22 protein-coding genes and 1 tRNA gene are annotated in these 19,326 nt (G+C 71.1%); 18 read left to right on the top strand and 5 right to left on the bottom strand.

Annotation, left to right across the window (positions count from 1 at the left end):
- Positions 1 to 64 precede the first annotated feature (64 nt).
- The 15 genes from ruvC (at position 65) to ABFC67_RS07900 (ending at position 11,699) form a co-directional block, all read left to right on the top strand.
- Positions 65 to 637 (top strand): crossover junction endodeoxyribonuclease RuvC, encoded by a 573-nt coding sequence (ruvC, locus tag ABFC67_RS07970; RefSeq protein WP_346737464.1) that lies wholly within the window; start codon positions 65 to 67, stop codon positions 635 to 637.
- The gene (ruvA, locus tag ABFC67_RS07965; RefSeq protein ID WP_346737463.1) at positions 634 to 1,230 is read left to right on the top strand and encodes a Holliday junction branch migration protein RuvA; all 597 of its coding nucleotides are present in this window, start codon (positions 634 to 636) and stop codon (positions 1,228 to 1,230) included. The genes ruvC and ruvA overlap by 4 nt, the downstream gene beginning before the upstream one ends.
- 23 nt (positions 1,231 to 1,253) lie before the next feature.
- Positions 1,254 to 3,146 carry a potassium transporter Kup gene (locus tag ABFC67_RS07960; protein WP_346737462.1) on the top strand — a complete coding sequence of 631 codons (1,893 nt, stop codon included), beginning with the start codon at positions 1,254 to 1,256 and terminating at the stop codon, positions 3,144 to 3,146.
- 104 nt (positions 3,147 to 3,250) lie between these two features.
- Positions 3,251 to 4,291 carry a Holliday junction branch migration DNA helicase RuvB gene (gene ruvB / locus ABFC67_RS07955; RefSeq protein WP_346737461.1) on the top strand — a complete coding sequence of 347 codons (1,041 nt, stop codon included), beginning with the start codon at positions 3,251 to 3,253 and terminating at the stop codon, positions 4,289 to 4,291.
- A gap of 36 nt (positions 4,292 to 4,327) precedes the next feature.
- Positions 4,328 to 4,765 carry a tol-pal system-associated acyl-CoA thioesterase gene (gene ybgC / locus ABFC67_RS07950; protein ID WP_346737506.1) on the top strand — a complete coding sequence of 146 codons (438 nt, stop codon included), beginning with the start codon at positions 4,328 to 4,330 and terminating at the stop codon, positions 4,763 to 4,765.
- A 129-nt stretch (positions 4,766 to 4,894) separates the two neighbouring features.
- Entirely contained in the window at positions 4,895 to 5,581 is a 687-nt protein-coding gene (gene tolQ / locus ABFC67_RS07945; RefSeq protein ID WP_346737460.1) for a protein TolQ, read from the top strand.
- 24 nt (positions 5,582 to 5,605) lie between these two features.
- A complete protein-coding gene (gene tolR / locus ABFC67_RS07940) occupies positions 5,606 to 6,055 on the top strand; it encodes a protein TolR (protein ID WP_346737459.1) in 450 nt (149 codons plus the stop codon).
- Positions 6,042 to 7,022, top strand: coding sequence for a cell envelope integrity protein TolA (locus tag ABFC67_RS07935; protein WP_346737458.1), 981 nt, complete (start codon positions 6,042 to 6,044; stop codon positions 7,020 to 7,022). Before tolR ends, ABFC67_RS07935 begins: the two co-directional genes overlap by 14 nt.
- Before the next feature lie 5 nt (positions 7,023 to 7,027).
- Positions 7,028 to 8,344, top strand: a complete 1,317-nt coding sequence (gene tolB, locus ABFC67_RS07930; RefSeq protein WP_346737457.1) for a Tol-Pal system beta propeller repeat protein TolB — start codon at positions 7,028 to 7,030, stop codon at positions 8,342 to 8,344.
- A gap of 72 nt (positions 8,345 to 8,416) precedes the next feature.
- Complete coding sequence (gene pal, locus ABFC67_RS07925) at positions 8,417 to 8,920, top strand: peptidoglycan-associated lipoprotein Pal (RefSeq protein ID WP_346737456.1); 504 nt, start codon at positions 8,417 to 8,419, stop codon at positions 8,918 to 8,920.
- An 11-nt stretch (positions 8,921 to 8,931) separates the two neighbouring features.
- Positions 8,932 to 9,807 (top strand): tol-pal system protein YbgF, encoded by an 876-nt coding sequence (gene ybgF, locus ABFC67_RS07920; RefSeq protein ID WP_346737455.1) that lies wholly within the window; start codon positions 8,932 to 8,934, stop codon positions 9,805 to 9,807.
- 10 nt (positions 9,808 to 9,817) lie between these two features.
- A complete protein-coding gene (gene queE / locus ABFC67_RS07915) occupies positions 9,818 to 10,507 on the top strand; it encodes a 7-carboxy-7-deazaguanine synthase QueE (protein ID WP_346737454.1) in 690 nt (229 codons plus the stop codon).
- Positions 10,508 to 10,607: 100 nt separating this feature from the next.
- Entirely contained in the window at positions 10,608 to 11,282 is a 675-nt protein-coding gene (gene queC, locus ABFC67_RS07910; protein WP_346737453.1) for a 7-cyano-7-deazaguanine synthase QueC, read from the top strand.
- A 78-nt stretch (positions 11,283 to 11,360) separates the two neighbouring features.
- Positions 11,361 to 11,435, top strand: a tRNA-Lys gene (locus tag ABFC67_RS07905).
- A 51-nt stretch (positions 11,436 to 11,486) separates the two neighbouring features.
- A complete protein-coding gene (locus ABFC67_RS07900; protein WP_346737452.1) occupies positions 11,487 to 11,699 on the top strand; it encodes a hypothetical protein in 213 nt (70 codons plus the stop codon).
- Positions 11,700 to 11,727: 28 nt separating this feature from the next.
- Here the strand turns inward: ABFC67_RS07900 and ABFC67_RS07895 are convergent, their stop codons facing one another.
- The 5 genes from ABFC67_RS07895 to ABFC67_RS07875 all read right to left on the bottom strand — a co-directional run bounded on the left by ABFC67_RS07895 (position 11,728) and on the right by ABFC67_RS07875 (position 16,520).
- A complete protein-coding gene (locus tag ABFC67_RS07895; protein ID WP_346737451.1) occupies positions 11,728 to 12,426 on the bottom strand; it encodes a VTT domain-containing protein in 699 nt (232 codons plus the stop codon).
- Between the two features lie 81 nt (positions 12,427 to 12,507).
- Complete coding sequence (rlmM, locus tag ABFC67_RS07890) at positions 12,508 to 13,548, bottom strand: 23S rRNA (cytidine(2498)-2'-O)-methyltransferase RlmM (protein WP_346737505.1); 1,041 nt, start codon at positions 13,546 to 13,548, stop codon at positions 12,508 to 12,510.
- Between the two features lie 17 nt (positions 13,549 to 13,565).
- Positions 13,566 to 14,126, bottom strand: coding sequence for a nucleoside deaminase (locus tag ABFC67_RS07885; protein WP_346737450.1), 561 nt, complete (start codon positions 14,124 to 14,126; stop codon positions 13,566 to 13,568).
- A gap of 56 nt (positions 14,127 to 14,182) precedes the next feature.
- Positions 14,183 to 15,916 carry a glutamine--tRNA ligase/YqeY domain fusion protein gene (locus ABFC67_RS07880; RefSeq protein WP_346737448.1) on the bottom strand — a complete coding sequence of 578 codons (1,734 nt, stop codon included), beginning with the start codon at positions 15,914 to 15,916 and terminating at the stop codon, positions 14,183 to 14,185.
- A gap of 85 nt (positions 15,917 to 16,001) precedes the next feature.
- Positions 16,002 to 16,520, bottom strand: a complete 519-nt coding sequence (locus tag ABFC67_RS07875) for a DinB family protein (RefSeq protein ID WP_346737447.1) — start codon at positions 16,518 to 16,520, stop codon at positions 16,002 to 16,004.
- Between the two features lie 73 nt (positions 16,521 to 16,593).
- On the opposite strand from ABFC67_RS07875, the gene ABFC67_RS07870 reads away from it, so the two are divergent.
- From ABFC67_RS07870 to ABFC67_RS07860, 3 genes are all read left to right on the top strand, one after another.
- The gene (locus ABFC67_RS07870; protein ID WP_346737446.1) at positions 16,594 to 16,872 is read left to right on the top strand and encodes a DUF2007 domain-containing protein; all 279 of its coding nucleotides are present in this window, start codon (positions 16,594 to 16,596) and stop codon (positions 16,870 to 16,872) included.
- A gap of 79 nt (positions 16,873 to 16,951) precedes the next feature.
- Positions 16,952 to 17,968: a quinolinate synthase NadA gene (nadA, locus tag ABFC67_RS07865; RefSeq protein ID WP_346737445.1), complete on the top strand. Its 1,017-nt coding sequence runs from the start codon at positions 16,952 to 16,954 to the stop codon at positions 17,966 to 17,968.
- A gap of 124 nt (positions 17,969 to 18,092) precedes the next feature.
- On the top strand, positions 18,093 to 19,326 hold a 1,234-nt coding region (locus tag ABFC67_RS07860), incomplete at its 3' end, for an L-aspartate oxidase (RefSeq protein WP_346737444.1).

Below are 19,326 nucleotides of genomic sequence, written 5' to 3'. Positions count from 1 at the left end.
CCGTCCCGGTAGCCGTGGCCGCGAACGCCACGCGGCGGTTTTCGTAGGCCGCCGCGCCACGGCCATGCCGCATCCACGCTCTGTCGAGTCCCGAGTCCCGAGTCCGGGGTCCCGCCAGGTGCGCATCCTCGGCATCGATCCAGGCTCGCAGCGCACCGGCGTCGGCATTGTCGACGCCGACGGCGCGGGCAAGACGGCACACGTGTTCCACACGGCCCTGGCGGTTGCCGACGCCGACAGCTTTCCGCTGCGGCTCAAGCGCATCTACGACGGGCTGTGCGCGATCATCGAGGAGCATCGGCCGGAAGAGGCGGCGATCGAGCGCGTGTTCATGGCGCGCAACCCCGATTCCGCGCTGAAGCTGGGCCAGGCGCGCGGCGCGGCGATCTGCGCCGTGGTCAGCCGCGCGCTGGAGGTGCACGAGTACGCGCCGACGGAGATCAAGCAGGCCGTGGTCGGCGGCGGCGGCGCCGACAAGGCGCAGGTGCAGCACATGGTCTCGGTCTTGCTTGGCCTGAAGGGGCCGCTGCAGGCCGACGCCGCCGACGCGCTGGCGGTGGCGATCGCGCACGCGCACACGCGCGCCACGGTCGGCCGCATCGGCATTCCCCGCACCGCTTGGAGGCGCAGGCGATGATCGGACGGTTGCAGGGCAGGCTGGTCGGCAAGCAGCCGCCGTGGATCGTGATCGACGTCAACGGCGTCGGCTACGAGCTGGAAGTGCCGATGTCGACGCTGTACGACCTGCCCGAGCTCGGCCGCGAGGTGACCCTGCTGACCCACTACGCGGTCAAGGAGGACACGGTCGCGCTGTACGGCTTCCTGCGCGACGCCGAGCGCGCGCTGTTCCGCAGCCTGCAGAAGGTCAGCGGCATCGGCGCCAAGATCGCGCTGGCGGTGCTGTCCGGCGTGTCCACCGCCGAGTTCGCGCGGCTGGTGCAGGCTGGCGACGTGGTCGCGCTGACCAAGATCCCGGGCATCGGCAAGAAGACCGCCGAGCGCATCGTGGTCGAGCTGCGCGACCGCGTCGACGGCATCGCCGGCGGCGTGCCGCTGGCCGGCGTCGGCGGCGCGGTACCCAAGGATCCGGTGGCGGAGGCCACCGTCGCGCTGCAGCAGCTCGGCTACAAGCCGGCCGAGGCGCAGCGCCTCGTCAAGGACGCGGCGAAGGACGGCGACGACGCCGAGGCCATCATCCGCAAGGCGCTGCGGGCCGCGCTCGGCGGCTGAGCGCATCTCCAGGAACACCGGTCATGACCCAGGCAGCGAGCGCAACCTCGCATGATCTCGGCAAGCGCGTCGCCGCGCTGGCGCTGGGCGCGATCGGCGTCGTCTACGGCGACATCGGCACCAGTCCGCTGTACACCATCAAGGAGACGTTCGGCGTGCACGGCGTGGCGGCCACGCCGGGCAACGTGCTCGGCGTGCTGTCGCTGGTGTTCTGGTCGCTGGTGATGGTCGTGTCGGTGAAGTACGCCGGCTTCATCATGCGCGCCGACAACAAGGGCGAGGGCGGCATCATGGCGCTGACCGCGCTGGCGCAGCGCAGCGTGCGCGGCATGCCGGCGACGCGCTGGTGGATCGCCGTGCTCGGCCTGTTCGGCGCCGCGCTGTTCTTCGGCGACGGCGTGATCACGCCGGCGATCTCGGTGCTGTCGGCGGTGGAGGGCATCGAGGTCGCCGCGCCGGCGCTGCAGCCGTACGTGGTGCCGCTGACCGCGGCGATCATCGTGCTGCTGTTCGCGTTCCAGAGCCGCGGCACCGGCAGGGTCGGCGCGGTGTTCGGTCCGGTGATGATGCTGTGGTTCTGCGCCATCGCCGCGCTCGGCGTCATGCACATCGCCGAGCAGCCGCAAGTGCTGCTGGCGCTGTCGCCGCACTACGCGCTGGAATTCTTCGTGCACAACGGCTGGGGCGCGTTCTTCGCGCTGGGCGCGGTGGTGCTGTGCATCACCGGCGCCGAGGCGCTGTACGCCGACATGGGGCACTTCGGCAAGCGGCCGATCCGCATGTCGTGGTTCAGCTTCGTGCTGCCTGCCCTGATGCTGAACTACTTCGGCCAGGGCGCGCTGCTGCTGGCCGACCCGCGCGCGGTGCAGAACCCGTTCTACCTGCTGGTGCCGGAGCCGCTGCTGTATCCGATGATCGCGCTGGCCACGGTGGCGACGGTGATCGCCTCGCAGGCGGTGATCTCCGGCGCGTTCTCGGTGACGCGCGAGGCGATCCAGCTCGGCTACCTGCCGCGCATGCGGGTGCGCCACACCTCGCGCGAGACGATGGGCCAGATCTACCTGCCGTGGGTCAACCGCATGCTGCTGGTGCTGACCCTCGCCGTGGTGCTCGGCTTCCGCTCGTCGAGCAACCTGGCCGCGGCGTACGGCATCGCGGTGGTCGGCACCATGACCATCGATTCGATCCTGGTGATGATCGTGTTCCGCCGGCTGTGGCACTGGAGCTGGCCGAAGGTCGGCGCGGTCGGCCTGGTGTTCCTCACCGTGGACCTGGCCTTCCTCGCCGCCAACGCCGACAAGGTCGAGCACGGCGGCTGGTTCCCGCTGGTGCTGGGCGCGGTGATCTTCACGCTGATGGCCACCTGGCGGCGCGGCCGCGAGCTGGTGATGCGCGAGATCAAGCAGAGCGGCCTGGCGCTGGAGCCGTTCGTCGCCAACATCGCCGGGCACCCGCCGCTGCGCGTGCCCGGCACGGCGGTATTCCTCACCGCCAACCAGGAAGCGGTGCCGCACGCGCTGCTGCACAACCTCAAGCACAACAAGGTGCTGCACGAGCGCAACGTGCTGCTCACCGTGGAGACGCTGGACACGCCGACCGCGGAGCCGGAGGAGCGCATCGAGCTGCAGGCGCTCGGCCACGACTTCTTCCGGCTGCTGCTGCGCGTCGGCTTCGCCGAGGACCCGAACGTCCCGGCGCTGCTGGGCGCTTGCGCGGCCAAGGGCCTCGGCTTCGACATGATGGACACCACCTTCTTCCTCAGCCGCGAAACCGTGGTGGCCAGCAGCCGCCCCGGCATGGCGCTGTGGCGCGACAAGGTGTTCGCGTTCATGTCGCGCAACGCGATGCCGGCGACCGCCTTCTTCCGCATCCCCGGCAACCGGCTGATCGAGCTGGGGACGCAGGTGGAGATTTGATAAATGGGAGTAGGAAGTAGGAAGTAGTGAGTAAGTGCGATGGCTATACGCAGTGCACTTCCCACTCCCCACTCCCCACTCCCGTCTCAATGCATAATGCCGCCATGACCGACCGCGTCATCGCCGCCGCCGCCACCCGCGAGGACGAGGCCATCGAGGCTTCGATCCGGCCGCGGCGCCTAAACGAGTACCTCGGCCAGCAGGCGGTGCGCGAGCAGTTGGCGATCTACATCGAGGCGACGCGCCGGCGCGGCGAGGCGCTGGACCACGTGCTGATCTTCGGCCCGCCGGGCCTCGGCAAGACCACGCTGTCGCACGTCATCGCCAACGAGCTGGGCGTCAACCTGCGCTCGACCTCCGGCCCGGTGCTGGAGCGCGCCGGCGACCTCGCCGCGCTGCTGACCAACCTCGAGCCGCGCGACGTGCTGTTCGTCGACGAGATCCACCGCCTGTCGCCGGTGGTCGAGGAGGTGCTCTATCCGGCGATGGAGGACTTCCAGCTCGACATCATGATCGGCGAGGGGCCGGCCGCGCGCTCGATCAAGCTGGACCTGCCGCCGTTCACCCTGATCGGCGCGACCACCCGCGCCGGCCTGCTGACCTCGCCGCTGCGCGACCGCTTCGGCATCGTGCAGCGGCTGGAGTACTACTCGCCGGCCGAGCTGACCGCGATCGTGCGCCGTTCGGCGAGAATCCTCGGCATCGCCTGCGACGCGGACGGCGCGACCGAGATCGCGCGCCGCTCGCGCGGCACGCCGCGCATCGCCAACCGCCTGCTGCGGCGCGCGCGCGACTTCGCCGAGGTCAAAGCCGGCGGCACCATCACCCGCGACGCGGCGATGGCGGCGATGGATCTGGTCAAGGTCGATCCGGAAGGCTTCGACGAGCTGGACCGCCGCCTGCTGCGCACGATCATCGAGAGCTTCGACGGCGGCCCGGTCGGCGCCGATTCGCTGGCCGCCGCGCTCAGCGAGGATCGCGGCACCATCGAGGACGTGCTGGAGCCGTATCTGATCCAGCAGGGCTTCCTGACCCGCACCGCGCGCGGGCGCATGGCCACCGCGCGCGCCTGGCGCCACTTCGGCCTGGCGCCGCCGCGCACCCCGGCCGCGGCCGACCTGTTCGCGGAGAAGGGCGCCGAGTGATGCTTTCCGCAACCGCCGCGAGGCCCGCCGGTGCCGCTGCCGAACCCGCCTGATCCCGCTTCGCTTCCGCCTCCGTTCAGGTGGCGGATAAGGGTGTATTGGGAAGATACCGACGCGGGCGGGGTGGTCTACCACGCCAGCTACCTGCGCTTCCTCGAGCGCGCCCGCACCGAATGGCTGCGCGCGCACGGCATCGACCAGACCCGCGTGCGCGAAGAGCACGGCATCGTTTTCGTGGTGCGCGACCTCGCCATCGAGTTCCTGCGCCCGGCGCGGCTCGACGACGAGGTCGATGCCTGCGTGACGCCGGTCCGCCGCCGCGCCGCGAGCCTGGAGTTCGCGCAGGCGCTGGAGCGGGTCGGCGACGGCACGGCGCTGGTGCGGGCCACGGTGCGCGCGGCGTGCGTGGAAGCGGACGGATTCCGGCCCGCGCCGATTCCGCGGCTGCTGGCGGAGCGGCTGGCGGACGGTTGATACGGACGCGCGCGGGCGCTGCCGCAAGCGACGGGCCCGCGCACGCGCGGGCCCGTTCGCGGCAGGTGGGCGGCGGGCCCGGGCGGGCTTGCAACGAGACAGACGCGACACCCTGAGGGACATCGACGCATGAACGGTTCGCTGAACATCCTCGACCTGGTGCTGCATGCCAGCCTGCCGGTGAAGGCGGTGCTGCTGCTCCTGATCGGCTTTTCGTTCGCCTCGTGGGTGATCATCTTCCGCAAGAAGGCGATGCTGGACGGCGCGATGAGCGACGCCGACGCCTTCGAGGACCGCTTCTGGTCCGGCACCGACCTCGCCGCGCTGTTCCGCGAAGTCAGCGGCAAGGGCGACGGCGCGCGCGGCCTGGAGGGCGTGTTCGAGGCCGGCTTCCGCGAGTTCGCGCGCCAGCGCCAGCGCAAGAGCCTGGACCCGCGCTCGGTGCTGGAAGGCGCGCAGCGCGCGATGCGCGTGGCGGTGATGCGCGAAGTCGACCGCCTCGAACGCAATCTCGAATTCCTCGCCAACGTCGGCTCGATCAGCCCCTACGTCGGCCTGTTCGGCACGGTGTGGGGCATCATGGCCGCGTTCCAGGGCCTGGGCAGCGTCAAGGAGGCGACCATCGCCATGGTCGCGCCGGGCATCTCAGAGGCGCTGGTCGCCACCGCGATGGGCCTGTTCGCGGCGATCCCGGCGGTGTGGGTCTACAACCGCTACACCACCAAGCTCGAACGCATCTCCACGCGCTACGACACCTTCCAGGACGAGTTCTCCTCCATCCTGCAGCGCCAGATCCAGTCCGACGACCGCGCCTGAGCCGACGCCGGAGGGGATACCGCCATGCAGAACATGCACCGTCGCAAGCGCAAGCTGAAGGCCGAGATCAACGTCGTGCCGTACATCGACGTGATGCTGGTGCTGCTGATCATCTTCATGGTGACCGCGCCGCTGCTGAACCTCGGCGTGGACATCCAGTTGCCGCAGGCCGCGGCGAAGTCGCTGCAGAACGACAAGCAGCCGATCCTGGTCAGCGTCGACAAGGACGGCAACCTGTTCCTGACGCTGGGCGGCGCGACGCGCGAGCCGATCGAGGCCGACGCGCTGGTGCAGAAGGTCGCCGCGTTCGTGCGGCAGAATCCCGAGGTGCCGGTGCTGATCGGCGGCGACGAGCGCGTCGACTACGGCCGCATCTATCAGGCGATGGTGCTGTTGCAGCAGGCCGGCGTGCCCAAGGTGGGGCTGATGAGCCAGCCGGTGCAGGAGCCGCGTGGGGGCCATGGACGAGGTTGATACGACGCCGCGTGCGGTCGTCCTCTCCGCGCTGCTGCATGTCGGCATCCTCGCCTTCCTGTGGCTGGCGACGCTGTCCTGCGCGAGCTGGGAGGGTTTTTTCGGCGTGCTGCACCTGCCCGGCTGGATGAACCCGGTGACCTGCGCCAAACCGGTCGCGCTGCCCGGGCCGGTGATCGAGGCGACCCTGGTCGGGCCGGCCGGCGCGCCGCCGCCGGCGGCGGCGAAGCCGGCGAAGGTCAAGAGCGAGCCGCCGAAGCCGTCGCAGGCCAGCGCGCCGCCGCCGCAGGTGCCGCAGCCGACGCCGCCCAAGCCGGAGCCGGAGCCGGTCAAGGTGCTGCCGCCGCCGCCGAAGCAGCCCGACGTCAAGGACCAGGAGAAGGTCGTCGCCGAGGCGCAGCAGAAGGCCGAGCAGGAAAAGAAGGAGCAGGAAGAACGCGAGCGCATGCGCCAGGCGGAGCTGGAAGCGCAGCAGCAGAAGGCGCGCGAGCTGATCAAGCAGCTCGAGGAGATCAAGCAGCAGCGCCTCGCCGCCGAGCGCAAGAGCAAGCTGGAGCAGCAGCGCCTGCAGCAGTTGGCCGATCTGAAGAAGGAGCAGGCCAAGCAGAGCACGCGCGATGCCGCGGCCACCGATGCCACCGTGCCGGAAGCCGCGCAGGCGCGTTCCGGCATGGCCGGCCAGGACAATTCGCTGTCGGCGCAGTACCAGGCCGCGCTGATCAGCGTGATCACGCAGAACTGGCTGCGGCCGGATAACATCCCGAAGGGTGCGGTGTGCCCGATCCACATCGTGCAGATTCCGGGCGGCGAGGTGATCAGCGCCAGGGTCGACCCGAGCTGCCCCTACGACGATCTCGGCCGGCGTTCGGTCGAGAACGCCGTCGGCAAGGCGTCGCCGCTGCCCTACAAGGGCTTCGAGAACGTGTTCTCGCGCGACGTCACCCTGAATTTCACGGTCCAGGACTGAGAACCATGCGTAGCTTCAAATTCCTCCTCGCCGCATTCGCGCTCGTCTGCGCCGCCGTGGCCACGGGCCGCGCCGATGCGCAGGGGCTGACCCTCGACATCGTCAACGGCGTGCCGTCGGCGATCCCGATCGCGATCGTGCCGTTCGCCAACGAGACGCCCGGGCTGCCGCCGTCGACCGACGTCGCCGACGTGATCCGCATGGATCTCAACCGCTCCGGCAAGTTCCGCGCGCTGCCCCGGCAGGACGTGGTGGAATTCCCGACGCGCGGCGGGGAAATCAAGTTCCCGACCTGGAAGCTGCTCAAGCAGGACTACATCACGGTCGGCCGCGTCGGCGACGCCGGCGGCGGCGCGCTGCGCGTCGAGTTCGAGCTGTACAACGTGGGCACGCAGCAGCGCATGCTCGGCTTGGCCATCACCGGCCAGCCCGGCGACCTGCGCGGGGTCGCGCACCAGATCGCCGACCTGATCTACGAGAAGATCCTCGGCGTGCGCGGCGCGTTCTGGACGCGCATCGCCTACGTCACCGCCACCGGCGTCGGCAAGAACATCCAGTACTCGCTGATGGTCGCCGACTCCGACGGCTACAACCCGCAGGTGGTGGTGCGCTCGCGCGAGCCGCTGCTGTCGCCGGCGTGGTCGCCGGACGGCAAGCGCCTGGCCTACGTGTCGTTCGAACGCGGCGACTCGGCGATCTACATCCAGGACGTCGCCACCGGTTCGCGCCAGTTGATCAGCGCGCGCCGCGGCATCAACGGCGCGCCGGCGTTCTCGCCGGATGGCAGCCGGCTGGCCCTGACCCTGTCCTACGAGGGCAATCCCGAGATCTACGTGATGGAGCTGGGCAGCAAGGCGCTGACCCGCCTCACCAACAATTTCTCGATCGATACCGAGCCGACCTGGACCGCGGACGGCCAGAACCTGGTGTTCACGTCCGACCGTTCCGGCAAGCCGCAGCTCTACCAGGTGCCGGTGACCGGCGGCAACCCGCAACGGCTCACCTTCCAGGGCCAGTACAACGCGCGCGCCTCGATCGCCTACGGCGGCAAGCAGATCGCCATGGTGCAGGGCAACGGAAACGTGTATCGTATTGCGGTCATGGACCGTAGTATCGGCGACCAGTATCACTTTGTTTCTCCTGGCGATATGGACGAGTCGCCCAGTTTCGCTCCGAACGGAAGCATGCTTCTTTACGCCGCGGCCGAAGGGCCCCGCGGCGTGCTCTACGCGGTGTCGGAAGATGGCCGCGTGCGGCAGCGCCTCGTCCTCGCCGATGGCGACGTGCGCGAGCCCGCATGGGGCCCCTTCCGGCAACGCTGACAACCGCCGGGCAACCGGCCGAAAAAACACCCCGTACCGTACTGTCGACCACCATCTATTGAGGGAACAACAATGAACACGACTGTTCGCGTCACCATGGCTGCACTGCTGTGCATCGGCGTGGCAGCCTGCGCCAAGAAGCAGGAAGTCAAGCCGCAGCCCGAAGCGGCTGCGCCGGCCACCGAGGCGGCGCCGACCACCGGCAAGTACACCCCGGCCGACCTCGACACCGACGCGTGCCTGCGTCAGCGCGTGGTCTACTTCGACTTCGACAAGAGCGAGATCAAGCCGGAGTTCCAGCAGATCGTCGCCTGCCACGCCAAGTACCTGCAGGACCGCCCGGATGCGCGCATGACCCTCGAGGGCAACGCCGACGAGCGCGGCTCGCGCGAATACAACATGGGCCTGGGCGAGCGTCGCGGCAACGCGGTGTCGAGCGCGCTGCAGGCGGCCGGCGGTTCCGCCAGCCAGCTCAACGTGGTGAGCTACGGCGAAGAGCGTCCGACCTGCCGCGAGCACAACGAGGCGTGCTGGTCGAAGAACCGCCGCGTCGAGTTCGTCTACACGGCGAAGTAAGGGCGTAAGCGATGAACGTGACCGGCACCCGCAAGGTTGTCAGTCGCCTGGCGGCGGCCCTCGTGGCCGCCGCCGCATTTGTGTCCGTGCAGGCGCAGGAGCGCCTGAGCCTGGCCGAGCGGGTCGCCCGCCTCGAGCAGCAGGCGCAGCAGGAGCAGGGCAGCGTCAGCCTGGTCAACCAGGTGCAGGCCTTGCAGTCGCAGGTGCAGCAGCTGCAGGGCCAGGTGGAGGAACTCAGCCACCAGTTGCAGGAGCTGCAGCAGCGCAACAAGGATCAGTACGTCGACCTCGATTCGCGCATCGGCCGCCTGGAAGGGCGGACGCCGGCCGCGGGCCAGGCCGGCCCGGGCGCCCAGGGCGCCAATCCCCCGGCACCCGCCGGTACGAATCCGCCGACCGCCGCCGCGCCCGCGCCGACGGCGCCGGCCGCAGCGGCCCAGGGCGCGCCGTCGAGGGCTCCCGCGGCAGCGGCCGCCGCTCCCGCGGGCGGCACGCCGGCCGACGCGCAGGCCGCCTACGACCAGGCTTTCCAGTCGATCCGCGGCGGCGACTTCGCCGAGGCCTCGCGCCGCTTCAAGGCCTTCATCCAGCAATACCCGAACACCGAACTCACGCCCAACGCCTACTACTGGCTGGGCGAGTCGTACTACGCGACGCAGAACTACCCGATCGCGGTGGACGCCTTCCAGAAGGTGCTCGACCGCTACCCGCAGAGCGCCAAGGCCGCCGATGCGTTGCTCAAGGTCGGCTACTGCCAGTACGAGCTGAAGCAGTGGGACGCGGCCGCGGCATCGTTCAACGGCGTGATCGCCAAGTATCCCAACACCACGCCCGCCCGCCTTGCCGAGGGGCGCCTGCGCGCGCTGAAGCTGCAGGCCGGGCGCTGAGCGCACGGCAATGACGGCGCCCGTTCCCGAGCCTGCCGCGCCGGCGGCGGAAGCGTCGTCCGGACGGCTGCGCGTCAGCGAGCTCTTCCATTCGATCCAGGGCGAGGCCGATGCGGTCGGCTGGCCGACCGTGTTCGTGCGCCTGACCGGCTGCCCGCTGCGCTGCGTGTGGTGCGATACCGAATACGCCTTCCACGGCGGCCAATGGCGCGACATCGACGCGATTCTCGCCGAGGTGGCCGGCTACGGCGCGCGCCACGTCTGCGTCACCGGCGGCGAGCCGCTGGCGCAGAAGCGCTGCCTGGCGCTGCTCGCGCGGCTGTGCGACGCCGGCTACGACGTGGCGCTGGAAACCTCGGGCGCGCTCGACGTGTCCGGCGTGGACCGCCGCGTGCGCAAGGTGATGGACCTCAAGGCGCCCGGTTCCGGCGAATCGGCGCGCAACCTGTGGTCCAACCTCGAACACCTGACCCCGCGCGACCAGGTCAAGTGCGTGCTGGCCGACCGCGCCGACTACGACTGGGCGGTCGCGCGCGTGCGCGAACACCGCATCGCCGAGCGCTGCACGGTGCTGTTCTCGCCGGTGTACGGCGCGCTGCCGCCGCGCGAACTGGCCGAGTGGATCCTCGCCGACCGCCTGCCGGTGCGCTTCCAGCTGCAGTTGCACAAGGCGCTGTGGGGCGAGGCGCCGGGGCGGTGAGCGCGGCAAAGTCAAAGGTCAACGGCACGCGTTGCGCCGTGATCTTCATCGACTTTTGACCTTCGACTTTTGACGCCCCCTGCAACGGGAACACTTCCGCATGACCACCCCCCGCAACGCCGTCGTCCTCGTCTCCGGCGGCATGGACTCGGCAGTGACGCTGGCGATCGCGCGCGAGCGAGGGTTCGCCTGCCACGCGCTCAGCGTCGCCTACGGCCAGCGCCACACCTCCGAGCTGGATGCCGCCGCGCACATCGCGCGGGTGCAGGGCGCCGTCGCGCACAAGACGGTACGCGTGGACCTGCGCAGCATCGGCGGCTCGGCGCTGACCGACGACATCGCGGTGCCCGAGCAGGGCGGTGCCGGCATCCCGGTCACCTACGTGCCGGCGCGCAACACGATCATGCTGTCGATCGCGCTGGGCTGGGCCGAAGTGCTCGGCGCGGCCGACATCTTCTGCGGCGTCAACGCGGTCGACTACTCCGGCTACCCCGACTGCCGGCCGGCCTTCATCGAGGCGTTCGAACGGCTCGCCAATCTCGCCACCAAGGCCGGCGTCGAGGGCGCGAATCTCCGCGTGCACGCGCCGCTGATCGCGATGAGCAAGGCGGCGATCGTGCGCGAGGGCGTGCGCCTCGGTGTCGACTTCGCCGCCACCGTGTCCTGCTACCAGGCCGACACCGACGGCCGCGCCTGCGGCCGCTGCGACGCCTGCCGCCTGCGCGCGCAGGGCTTCCGCGAGGCCGGCGTCGCCGACCCGACGCGCTACCGTTGACGATGGCAGCCGGTTAGAATCCGCAGCCCCGGCCACGCCGGGAGCGCGCTTCGCCGTCTCGCTCTTCGAGGCAAACCCGGGCCGTTAGCTCAGCGGTAGAGCAGCGGACTTTTAATCCGTTGGTCGAAGGTTCGATCCCTTCACGGCCCACCAACTCCCCGCATCGCGACGCACATCCGGGCGCACGACTTCGAGCAGCGCCGCGTGCCGCTCGTGCAGCAGCGCAAGCTCGATCGCTTCGGCGGCCAGCCGCTCGTCGCCGCGGTTGCGGCAGGCGCGGGCGAAATCGCGCCAGACCTCGGCCCGGCGGCGCTCGCCTGCGGCGGCGACGAGGTGATCCTGCATGAGGGCGCTCCGTCGGCATCGACGGCGCGCAGTCTGGCCCGCGCATGTTGCAGGCCGCGGCCGCGCGGATGACCGCGACATGACGCGCGGCCGCGGCGCGTCAGCCCGGCGGCAGCGGGCGGCGTCGGCGCCGCAGCAGCACGGGCAGCAGCGCGAGCAGGCCGAGCGCCAGCATCGGCAGCAGCACGCGCGGCTCCAGCAGCAGGCCGAGGTCGGCGGGATGGCCTTCGGCGAGCGTGGTGCCGAGGCCGGCGCCGATCGAGGTTTCGAACACCGCCATCAGCGAACCGCCGAACGCGGTCGCGCCGAGGAACAGCCACAGCGGGCAGCGCAGCCAGGCCAGCGCCACGGTCACGCCACCGAAGGGAAACACCGGCACCAGGCGCAGGAACAGCGTGTAGCTCAGCGGGTGCGCCTGGAAGCCGGCGCGCAGGCGTTCGGCCAGCGCCGGCGGCTGGCGGCCACTGCCGAAGGCGAAGCGGCTGGCCAGGAACAGCAGCAGCGAGCCGAGGGTGAGCCCGATACCGGTCAGCGCGGTGGCGGCGGCGACGCCGAACAGCAGGCCGCCGGCGAGGATCACGAACAGGCTGCCGGGGATGCCGGTGGCGATGCTCAGCGCGACCGCGCCGACGTAGCCGAGCGCGGACAGCGCGGGATGCGCCGCCACCGACGCGCGCAGCCCCGCCTGCGAGGCGGCCAGGTGCTCGGGGCGGAAGCGGTCCAACGCGCCCGATGCGAACAGCAGGGCGCCGGTGGCGATCAGCAGCAGCAGCGGCAGGACGGCGCGTAGTCGGCTCATGTGGGACCGGGCGTCGACGTCCGGGCGTGGCGGAACGCCAAGCATACCGTGAGCGGCCGGGCGGCCGCAGCCAGGCGCGTCTCAGCCGCGCCGGGCGAACACGGTGATTTCTTCGCGGTCGTGATAGAGCTGCTTGGCGCGCAGGTCGCGCAAGCCGGCGTCGCGCAGCAGGCCGAGGCACAGGCGCACCTCGTCGTAGCGCTTCTTCATCGGCAGCTTCAGGTTGAACAGCGCCATGCGGCAGCGGTCCTCGGCGAACCACTGCGCCATCAGCGCGGCGATGCGGCGCGGCTGCTCGACCATGTCGCACAGCAGCCAGTCGACCGGCTTCGCTGGCCGGTAGCGGAAACCGTCCTCGCGGCGGTGCTCGACCAGGCCGCTGTCCATCAGCGCGGCGTCCATCGGGCCATTGTCGACCGCGATGACGCGGATCGAGCGCCGCACCATCTGCCAGGTCCAGCCGCCCGGCGCGGCACCGAGGTCGACCGCACGCATGCCCGGGGTCAGCCAGCGCGCGCGCTCGGCGTCGTCGAGCAGCACCAGCAGCGCTTCCTCCAGCTTCAGCGTCGAGCGGCTGGGCGCGCCGCGCGGGAAGCGCAGGCGCGGGATGCCGCCCGGCCAGGGCGCGGCGCGCGCCGGCGGTTCGGCGGCGAGCAGCGCGTCGGTGCCGGAAGCGAAGCACAGGTGCAGCCGGCGCGGCGCGTCGTCGCCCAGCAGCCGTTCGCGCCGCAGCGCCGCGCGCAGCACCGGCGCGAAGCTGCGGCACAGGCCGGCCAGCTCGCGGCCGGCGTCGCTGTCGGCGTGTTCGATCCACACGTCGGCGTAGACCTCGCCGCGCGCGCGCAGCGCGTCCAGCAGCGGTCCGAGGCGATCCTGCGGATCGAGTCCACGCACGCGCGCGAGCAGGCCGAGCGACTGGCGCGCGAAGGCCAGCCCGCGCCAGCCGGCGGCGGCATCCAGCGCGGCCTGCGCGGCGGTGTCGTGCAGCACGTATTCGGCGAGGCCGCTGTCCGCGGCGGCGCGCGCGAAGCCGGACGCGCCTGCGGCCGCGGCGACGGTTTCCAGCTCCTGCGCGCATTCGCGCTCGAAGCCGGGGCGGCAGTACAGCAGGCGCCCGGCCAGCGGCTCGATCGTCGCCATCAGTAGCGCGCGCCGCCGGCCTGCGCGTAGGTGGCCAGCACCGCGCGCGCTTCGTCGCGGCGCAGGTCGCGCTTGACCGCGATGCCGCGACGCTGCAGCTCGCCGATCCAGTCTGCCGGCAGCGGGCCCTCGTCGAATTCGGTCAGTTCGGCGACGTCCTCGTTGCGCGCGCCGATCAACAGCTCGTCGATGCCGGCCCAGACGGTGGCGCCGTAGCACTGGCAGCAGGGTTGGGCGCTGGCGGCCAGCGCGAAGCGGTGGCCGTCCTCGTTGAGGCGGTAGCGCTGCATGCGCGTCTGCGCGGTCATCAGCGCCATGATCTCGGCGTGCGCGACGGAGCAGCTCTGCGCGATCACGCGGTTGACGCCCACCGACACCAGCCGGCCGGCCTCGGTGAACACCGCCGCGCCGAACGGCCCGCCGGTGCGCAGTTCGACGTTGCGCCGCGCCAGTTCGATCGCCAGCGCGATGCGCGCATCGTCGTCGGCATAGACGCGCAGCGGATCGACCACCTGGTGGACCCAGGGCGGCAGGGTGAGATGAACCTGGGCGTAGAGCATGCGCGGCTACCTTGCGATCCGCGCGATTCTAGCAGCGGCCCGCGGCGTGACCGGCGTCAGCCTTTCGCCTGCTTCGCCCAGGTGTCGCGCAGCGTGACCGCGCGGTTGAACACCGGCCGGCCGGGCGCGTGGTCGCGGCGGTCGGCGACGAAATAGCCGAGGCGCTCGAACTGGAAGCGCGCCTCCGGCGCCGCGTCGCCCAGCGACGGTTCGACGTAGCCGCGCACGACGCGCCTGGAGTCCGGGTTGAGGTGGTCCTTGTAGGTCTTGCCGTCGCGGTCGTCGTCCGGGGCGGCGACGTTGAACAGGCGGTCGTACAGGCGCACCTCGGCAGCCAGCGCGTGGCGTGCGCTGACCCAGTGGATCGTGCCCTTCACCTTGCGCTCGGCGCCCGGCATGCCCGCACGGGTGTCGGGATCGAGCGTGCAGCGCAGTTCGACGATCGCGCCGGCGGCGTCCTTGATCACCGCGTCGCAGCGCACGATGCCGACGCCGCGCAGGCGCACCTCGCCGCCCGGCACCAGGCGGTGGAAGCCCTTCGGCGGCGCTTCCATGAAGTCCTCGCGCTCGATCCACAGCTCGCGCGAGAACGGCACGGCGCGCGTGCCGAAGGATTCGTCCTTCGGGTGGTTGGGGAAGGTGAGCGTTTCGGCGTGGCCGTCCGGCAGATTGGCGATCACCAGCTTCAGCGGATCGAGCACCGCGAGGCGGCGCGGCGCGGCGGCGTCGAGGTCCTCGCGCACGCAGCCTTCCAGCACGCCGACGTCGATCACGCTGTTCTGCTTGCTGATGCCGACGCGCTCCCAGAACGCGCGGATCGCCGCGGGCGTGAAGCCGCGCCGGCGCACGCCGGCCAGCGTGGGCATGCGCGGGTCGTCCAAGCCGTCGACCAGGCCTTCCTGCACCAGCGCGATCAGCTTGCGCTTGCTCATGACGGTGTAGTCGAGATTGCCGCGCGCGAACTCGATCTGCTGCGGCCTGCCCGGCGCGAGCCACAGGCCGGCGGCGCGCAGCGGCTCGGTCAGCGACGGATCGTTCGGCAGGTCGAGCTTTTCCAGGAACCAGTCGTACAGCGGCCGATGGTCCTCGAATTCCAGCGTGCACAGCGAATGGGTGATGCCTTCGACGGCGTCCGACACGCAGTGCGCGTAGTCGTACATCGGGTAGATGCACCAGGCGTCGCCGGTGTTCTGGTGCGGCACCTTGCGGATGCGGTAGATCGCTGGGTCGCGCAGGTTGATGTTGCCCGCGGCCATGTCGATCCTGGCGCGCAGCGTCTTGGCGCCGTCGGCGAACTCGCCGGCGCGCATGCGCCGGAACAGGTCGAGGTTCTCCTCGACGCCGCGCTCGCGCCACGGCGAATTGCGCCCGGGCTCGGTCAGCGTGCCGCGGTAGGCGCGCACCTCGTCGGCGCTCAGGTCGTCGACGTAGGCGAGTCCGAGGCGGATCAGCTTCTCGGCGCCGCGGTAGAACACCTCGAAATAGTCGGAGGCGTGGCGCAGCAGGTCCCATTCGAAGCCGAGCCAGCGCACGTCGTCCTTGATCGACTCGACGTACTCGACGTCCTCCTTGCCCGGATTGGTGTCGTCGAAGCGCAGGTGGCAGGTGCCGCCGTTTTCCGCGGCGATGCCGAAGTTGAGGCAGATCGACTTGGCGTGGCCGAGGTGCAGGTAGCCGTTCGGCTCGGGCGGGAAGCGCGTGACCACGCGCCCGCCGTGCTTGCCGGAGGCGTTGTCGGCCGCCACGATCTGGCGGATGAAGTGCTGCGCGACGGGCGTTTCGTTCGCCATGGTGAGACGTTGCCGGATGCGTGGGGACCGAAGCGCGCAAGTGTAGCGGAGGCCCGCCGCCGGCGCCCGCGCCGCGGGCCGCGCCTCAGCCGTGCAGCGCCTCGCGCGGCACGGCGAGCAGGAAGTAGGGCAGGTCCAGCACCGGCGCCTTGCCGCCGTGCTGGGTCAGCGCGGTGGTGATCTGGCCGCGGTGGTGGGTGGCGTGGTTGAACACGTGCAGCACCAGGCTGGCGCAGGGCAGGGTGAAGGGCTTGCCCTCGGTGTTGCGGTAGTCGAGGTCGCCGGCGACCTGCGCCGGCGTCAGTGCGTCCACGAACGGCCGCCAGCCGCGCGCGAACTCGAGGATGCGCGCCCGCAGCCGCGTGCGGTCCGGCTCCAGTTCCTGGTCGAGCCCGCTGACCGCGAACACCGTGCCGCGCAGCCGCGCCTGCCACAGATGCTCGACCAGCAGCAGATGGTTGAGCGTGCCGTGCACGCTGCGGAAAAACAGGCCGACGTCGCGGCGGTAGGTCTCCTCGTCGAGCGTGTCCACCTCGGCGTACAGGCGCGCGAACGCCCAGTGGTGGTAGTCGGCCATCAGGCGCATGTGCTGGTGCAGGTCCATGGGGCGCTCCGGCTGGATAAGCGACGATCCTAGCGTGCTTGCGGCGCCGTGGGCGCGGCGTTAGCGTGACGGCATGCGCATCGTCTATCGAGCCGAATCGATCATCGACGCACACCTGGTCAAGGGTGCGCTGGAGCAGGCCGGCATCCCCGCCTTCGTGTCCGGCGAATACCTGACCGGCGGCGTCGGCCAGTTGCCGGCGCGCGACCTGATCGCGGTGATGGTGCCGGACAGCCTGGTCGATGCCGCCATGCCGCGGGTGCGCGAGCTGGAGCGCGACCTGCTGGCCGCCGCGCGCGACGACGCCGACACGGACGAAGCGCTGCCGGACGGCAATCCGCAGCCGGCTTGACCTCGCCGCTTGCCCGTCCTTTTGCTCGGATGTAGCATTTCGGGCTATATATGCTCGTCGTGAGCATAAGGAGGCCGCCATGCTACCCCCCGTCGCCGCTTCGCTGCCCGAACTGCAGCGCCGCTACGCCGACCTGTATACCCGCGTCAGTCGCGTGATGCCGGAACTCGAGTGGCAGGCGCACCTGCCCTGGATCGACGCGATCCTGCGCCTGAAGAAGCAGCGCAACGCGGTGATCCTCGCGCACAACTACCAGTCGCCCGAGATCTTCCACGCCGTCGCCGACCTCACCGGCGACTCGCTGGCGCTGGCGCAGCAGGCGACACGCACCGACGCCGACGTGATCGTGCTGTGCGGCGTGCACTTCATGGCCGAGACGGCGAAGGTGCTGAACCCGGCCAAGACGGTGCTGATTCCCGACCTCGAGGCCGGCTGCTCGCTGGCCGCCTCGATCACCGCCGCCGACGTGCGCCTGCTGAAGCAGCGCTATCCCGGCGTGCCGGTGGTCGCCTACGTCAACACCTCGGCGGAGGTGAAGGCCGAGGTCGACGTGTGCTGCACCTCGGCCAACGCCGTGCACGTGGTCGAGTCGCTGGGCTCGGACCGCGTGATCTTCCTGCCCGACCAGTACCTCGGCAAGTGGGTGGCCACGCAGACCAAGGTCAAGCTGATCCTGTGGCACGGCGCCTGCGAGGTGCACGACCGCTTCACCGCCGCGCAGATGCGCGGCATCCGCGCCGAGCAGGGCGAGGTGCACATCCTGGCGCATCCGGAGTGCACGCCGGAGGTGCTGGCCGAGGCCGATTTCGTCGGCTCCACCGCGGCGATGGTCACGCACCTGCGCAAGGCGCAGCCGAAGCGGGTGGTGATGATCACCGAGTGCTCGATGAGCGACAACGTCTCCGCCGAGTTCCCGCACATCGAGTTCACCCGGCCGTGCAACCTGTGCCCGTACATGAAGAAGAACACCCTGCCGAAGATCCACAACGTGCTGCAGAACATGAGCAACCGCATCGAGATCGCGCCGGAAGTGATCGAGCGCGCGCGGCGCTCGCTGGAGCGCATGCTCGCGGTCGGGCGGCGCGAGGCCGCGTGATCGCGGGCGGGGAGTAGGGAGTAGGGAGTAGGGGAAAGCACGGTGCGGCAGCGACTGCGCACCCACTCCCCACTCCCCACTCCCATGCCAAAGGCGTGTGCGTGGCAAATACGGGACGACAAGCGTGACGTCACAAACTGCGTTCGACATCCTGGTGGTCGGCTCCGGCGTCGCCGGTCTCGCCACCGCGCTCGCGGCGGCGCCGCGGCGCGTTGCCGTGCTGACGCGCGGCGCGCCGGGCGAGGACGGCGCCAGCCGTTGGGCGCAGGGCGGCATCGCCGCCGCGCTGGGGCCGGGCGACAGCCCGGCGCAGCACGCCGCCGACACGCTCGCCGCCGGCCAGCGGCTCAACGACGCCGACGCGGTGTCGCGGCTGACCGCGGCCGCGCCGGATACCGTGCGCTGGCTGGACGCGCTGGGCGCGCGCTTCGACCGCGCCACGGACGGCGCCTACGCGCTGGGCCGCGAGGCCGCGCACGCGCACGCGCGCATCGTGCATGCGCAGGGCGACGCCAGCGGCGCCGAGCTGATGCGTGCGTTGCGCGCGGCGGTGCGCGCGGCGCCGCACGTCACCGTGCTGGAGCGGCGCACCGCGTTCGAGCTGGCGCGTGCCGGCGACGGCCGCGTGGTCGGCGCGTGGGCGCACGGCGAACGGGGCCCGGAACTGTGGCGCGCCGGCGCGGTGGTGCTGGCCAGCGGCGGCATCGGCGCGCTGTACCGCTACACCACCAACCCGGCCTACGCCGACGGCGCCGGGCTGGCGCTGGCGCTGGCCGCCGGCGCGGAGCTCGCCGACCTCGAATTCGTGCAGTTCCACCCGACCGCGCTGGCGCCGCGCGACGGCGAGCGCGGCCAACTGCCGCTGCTGACCGAAGCGCTGCGCGGCGCCGGCGCGGTGCTGCTGGACGCGCGCGGCCGGCGCTTCATGCCGGCGCTGCACGCGGACGCCGAGCTGGCCCCGCGCGACGTGGTCGCACGCGCCGTGTGGGCGGAATGCGAGCGCGGCGGGCGCGCTTACCTGGACGCGACGCGCGCGGTCGGCGACGCCTTCCCCGCGCGCTTCCCCACCGTGTTCGCGGCATGCGCGGCGCGCGGCCTCGATCCGCGCCGCGAGCCGATTCCGGTGGTGCCTGCCGCGCACTACTACATGGGCGGCGTGCGCGTGGACGCGCAGGCGCGCACTTCGCTGCCCGGGCTGTACGCGGTCGGCGAAGCGGCGTGCAGCGGCGTGCACGGCGCCAACCGCCTGGCCAGCAATTCGCTGCTGGAGTGCGTGGTGACGGGACGGGCTGCCGCGCAAGACATCTTGGGCCAGGTGCCGGCCGATGTTCCCCATCGAACTCCGGCTGCCGACGCAA

Origin of the sequence: Mizugakiibacter sp. (assembly GCF_039680435.1) — a bacterium.
Lineage (GTDB): Bacteria > Pseudomonadota > Gammaproteobacteria > Xanthomonadales > Rhodanobacteraceae > Mizugakiibacter.
Note: the sequence above shows the minus strand (reverse complement) of the source record. Positions and strands in the feature narration are given on the sequence as shown.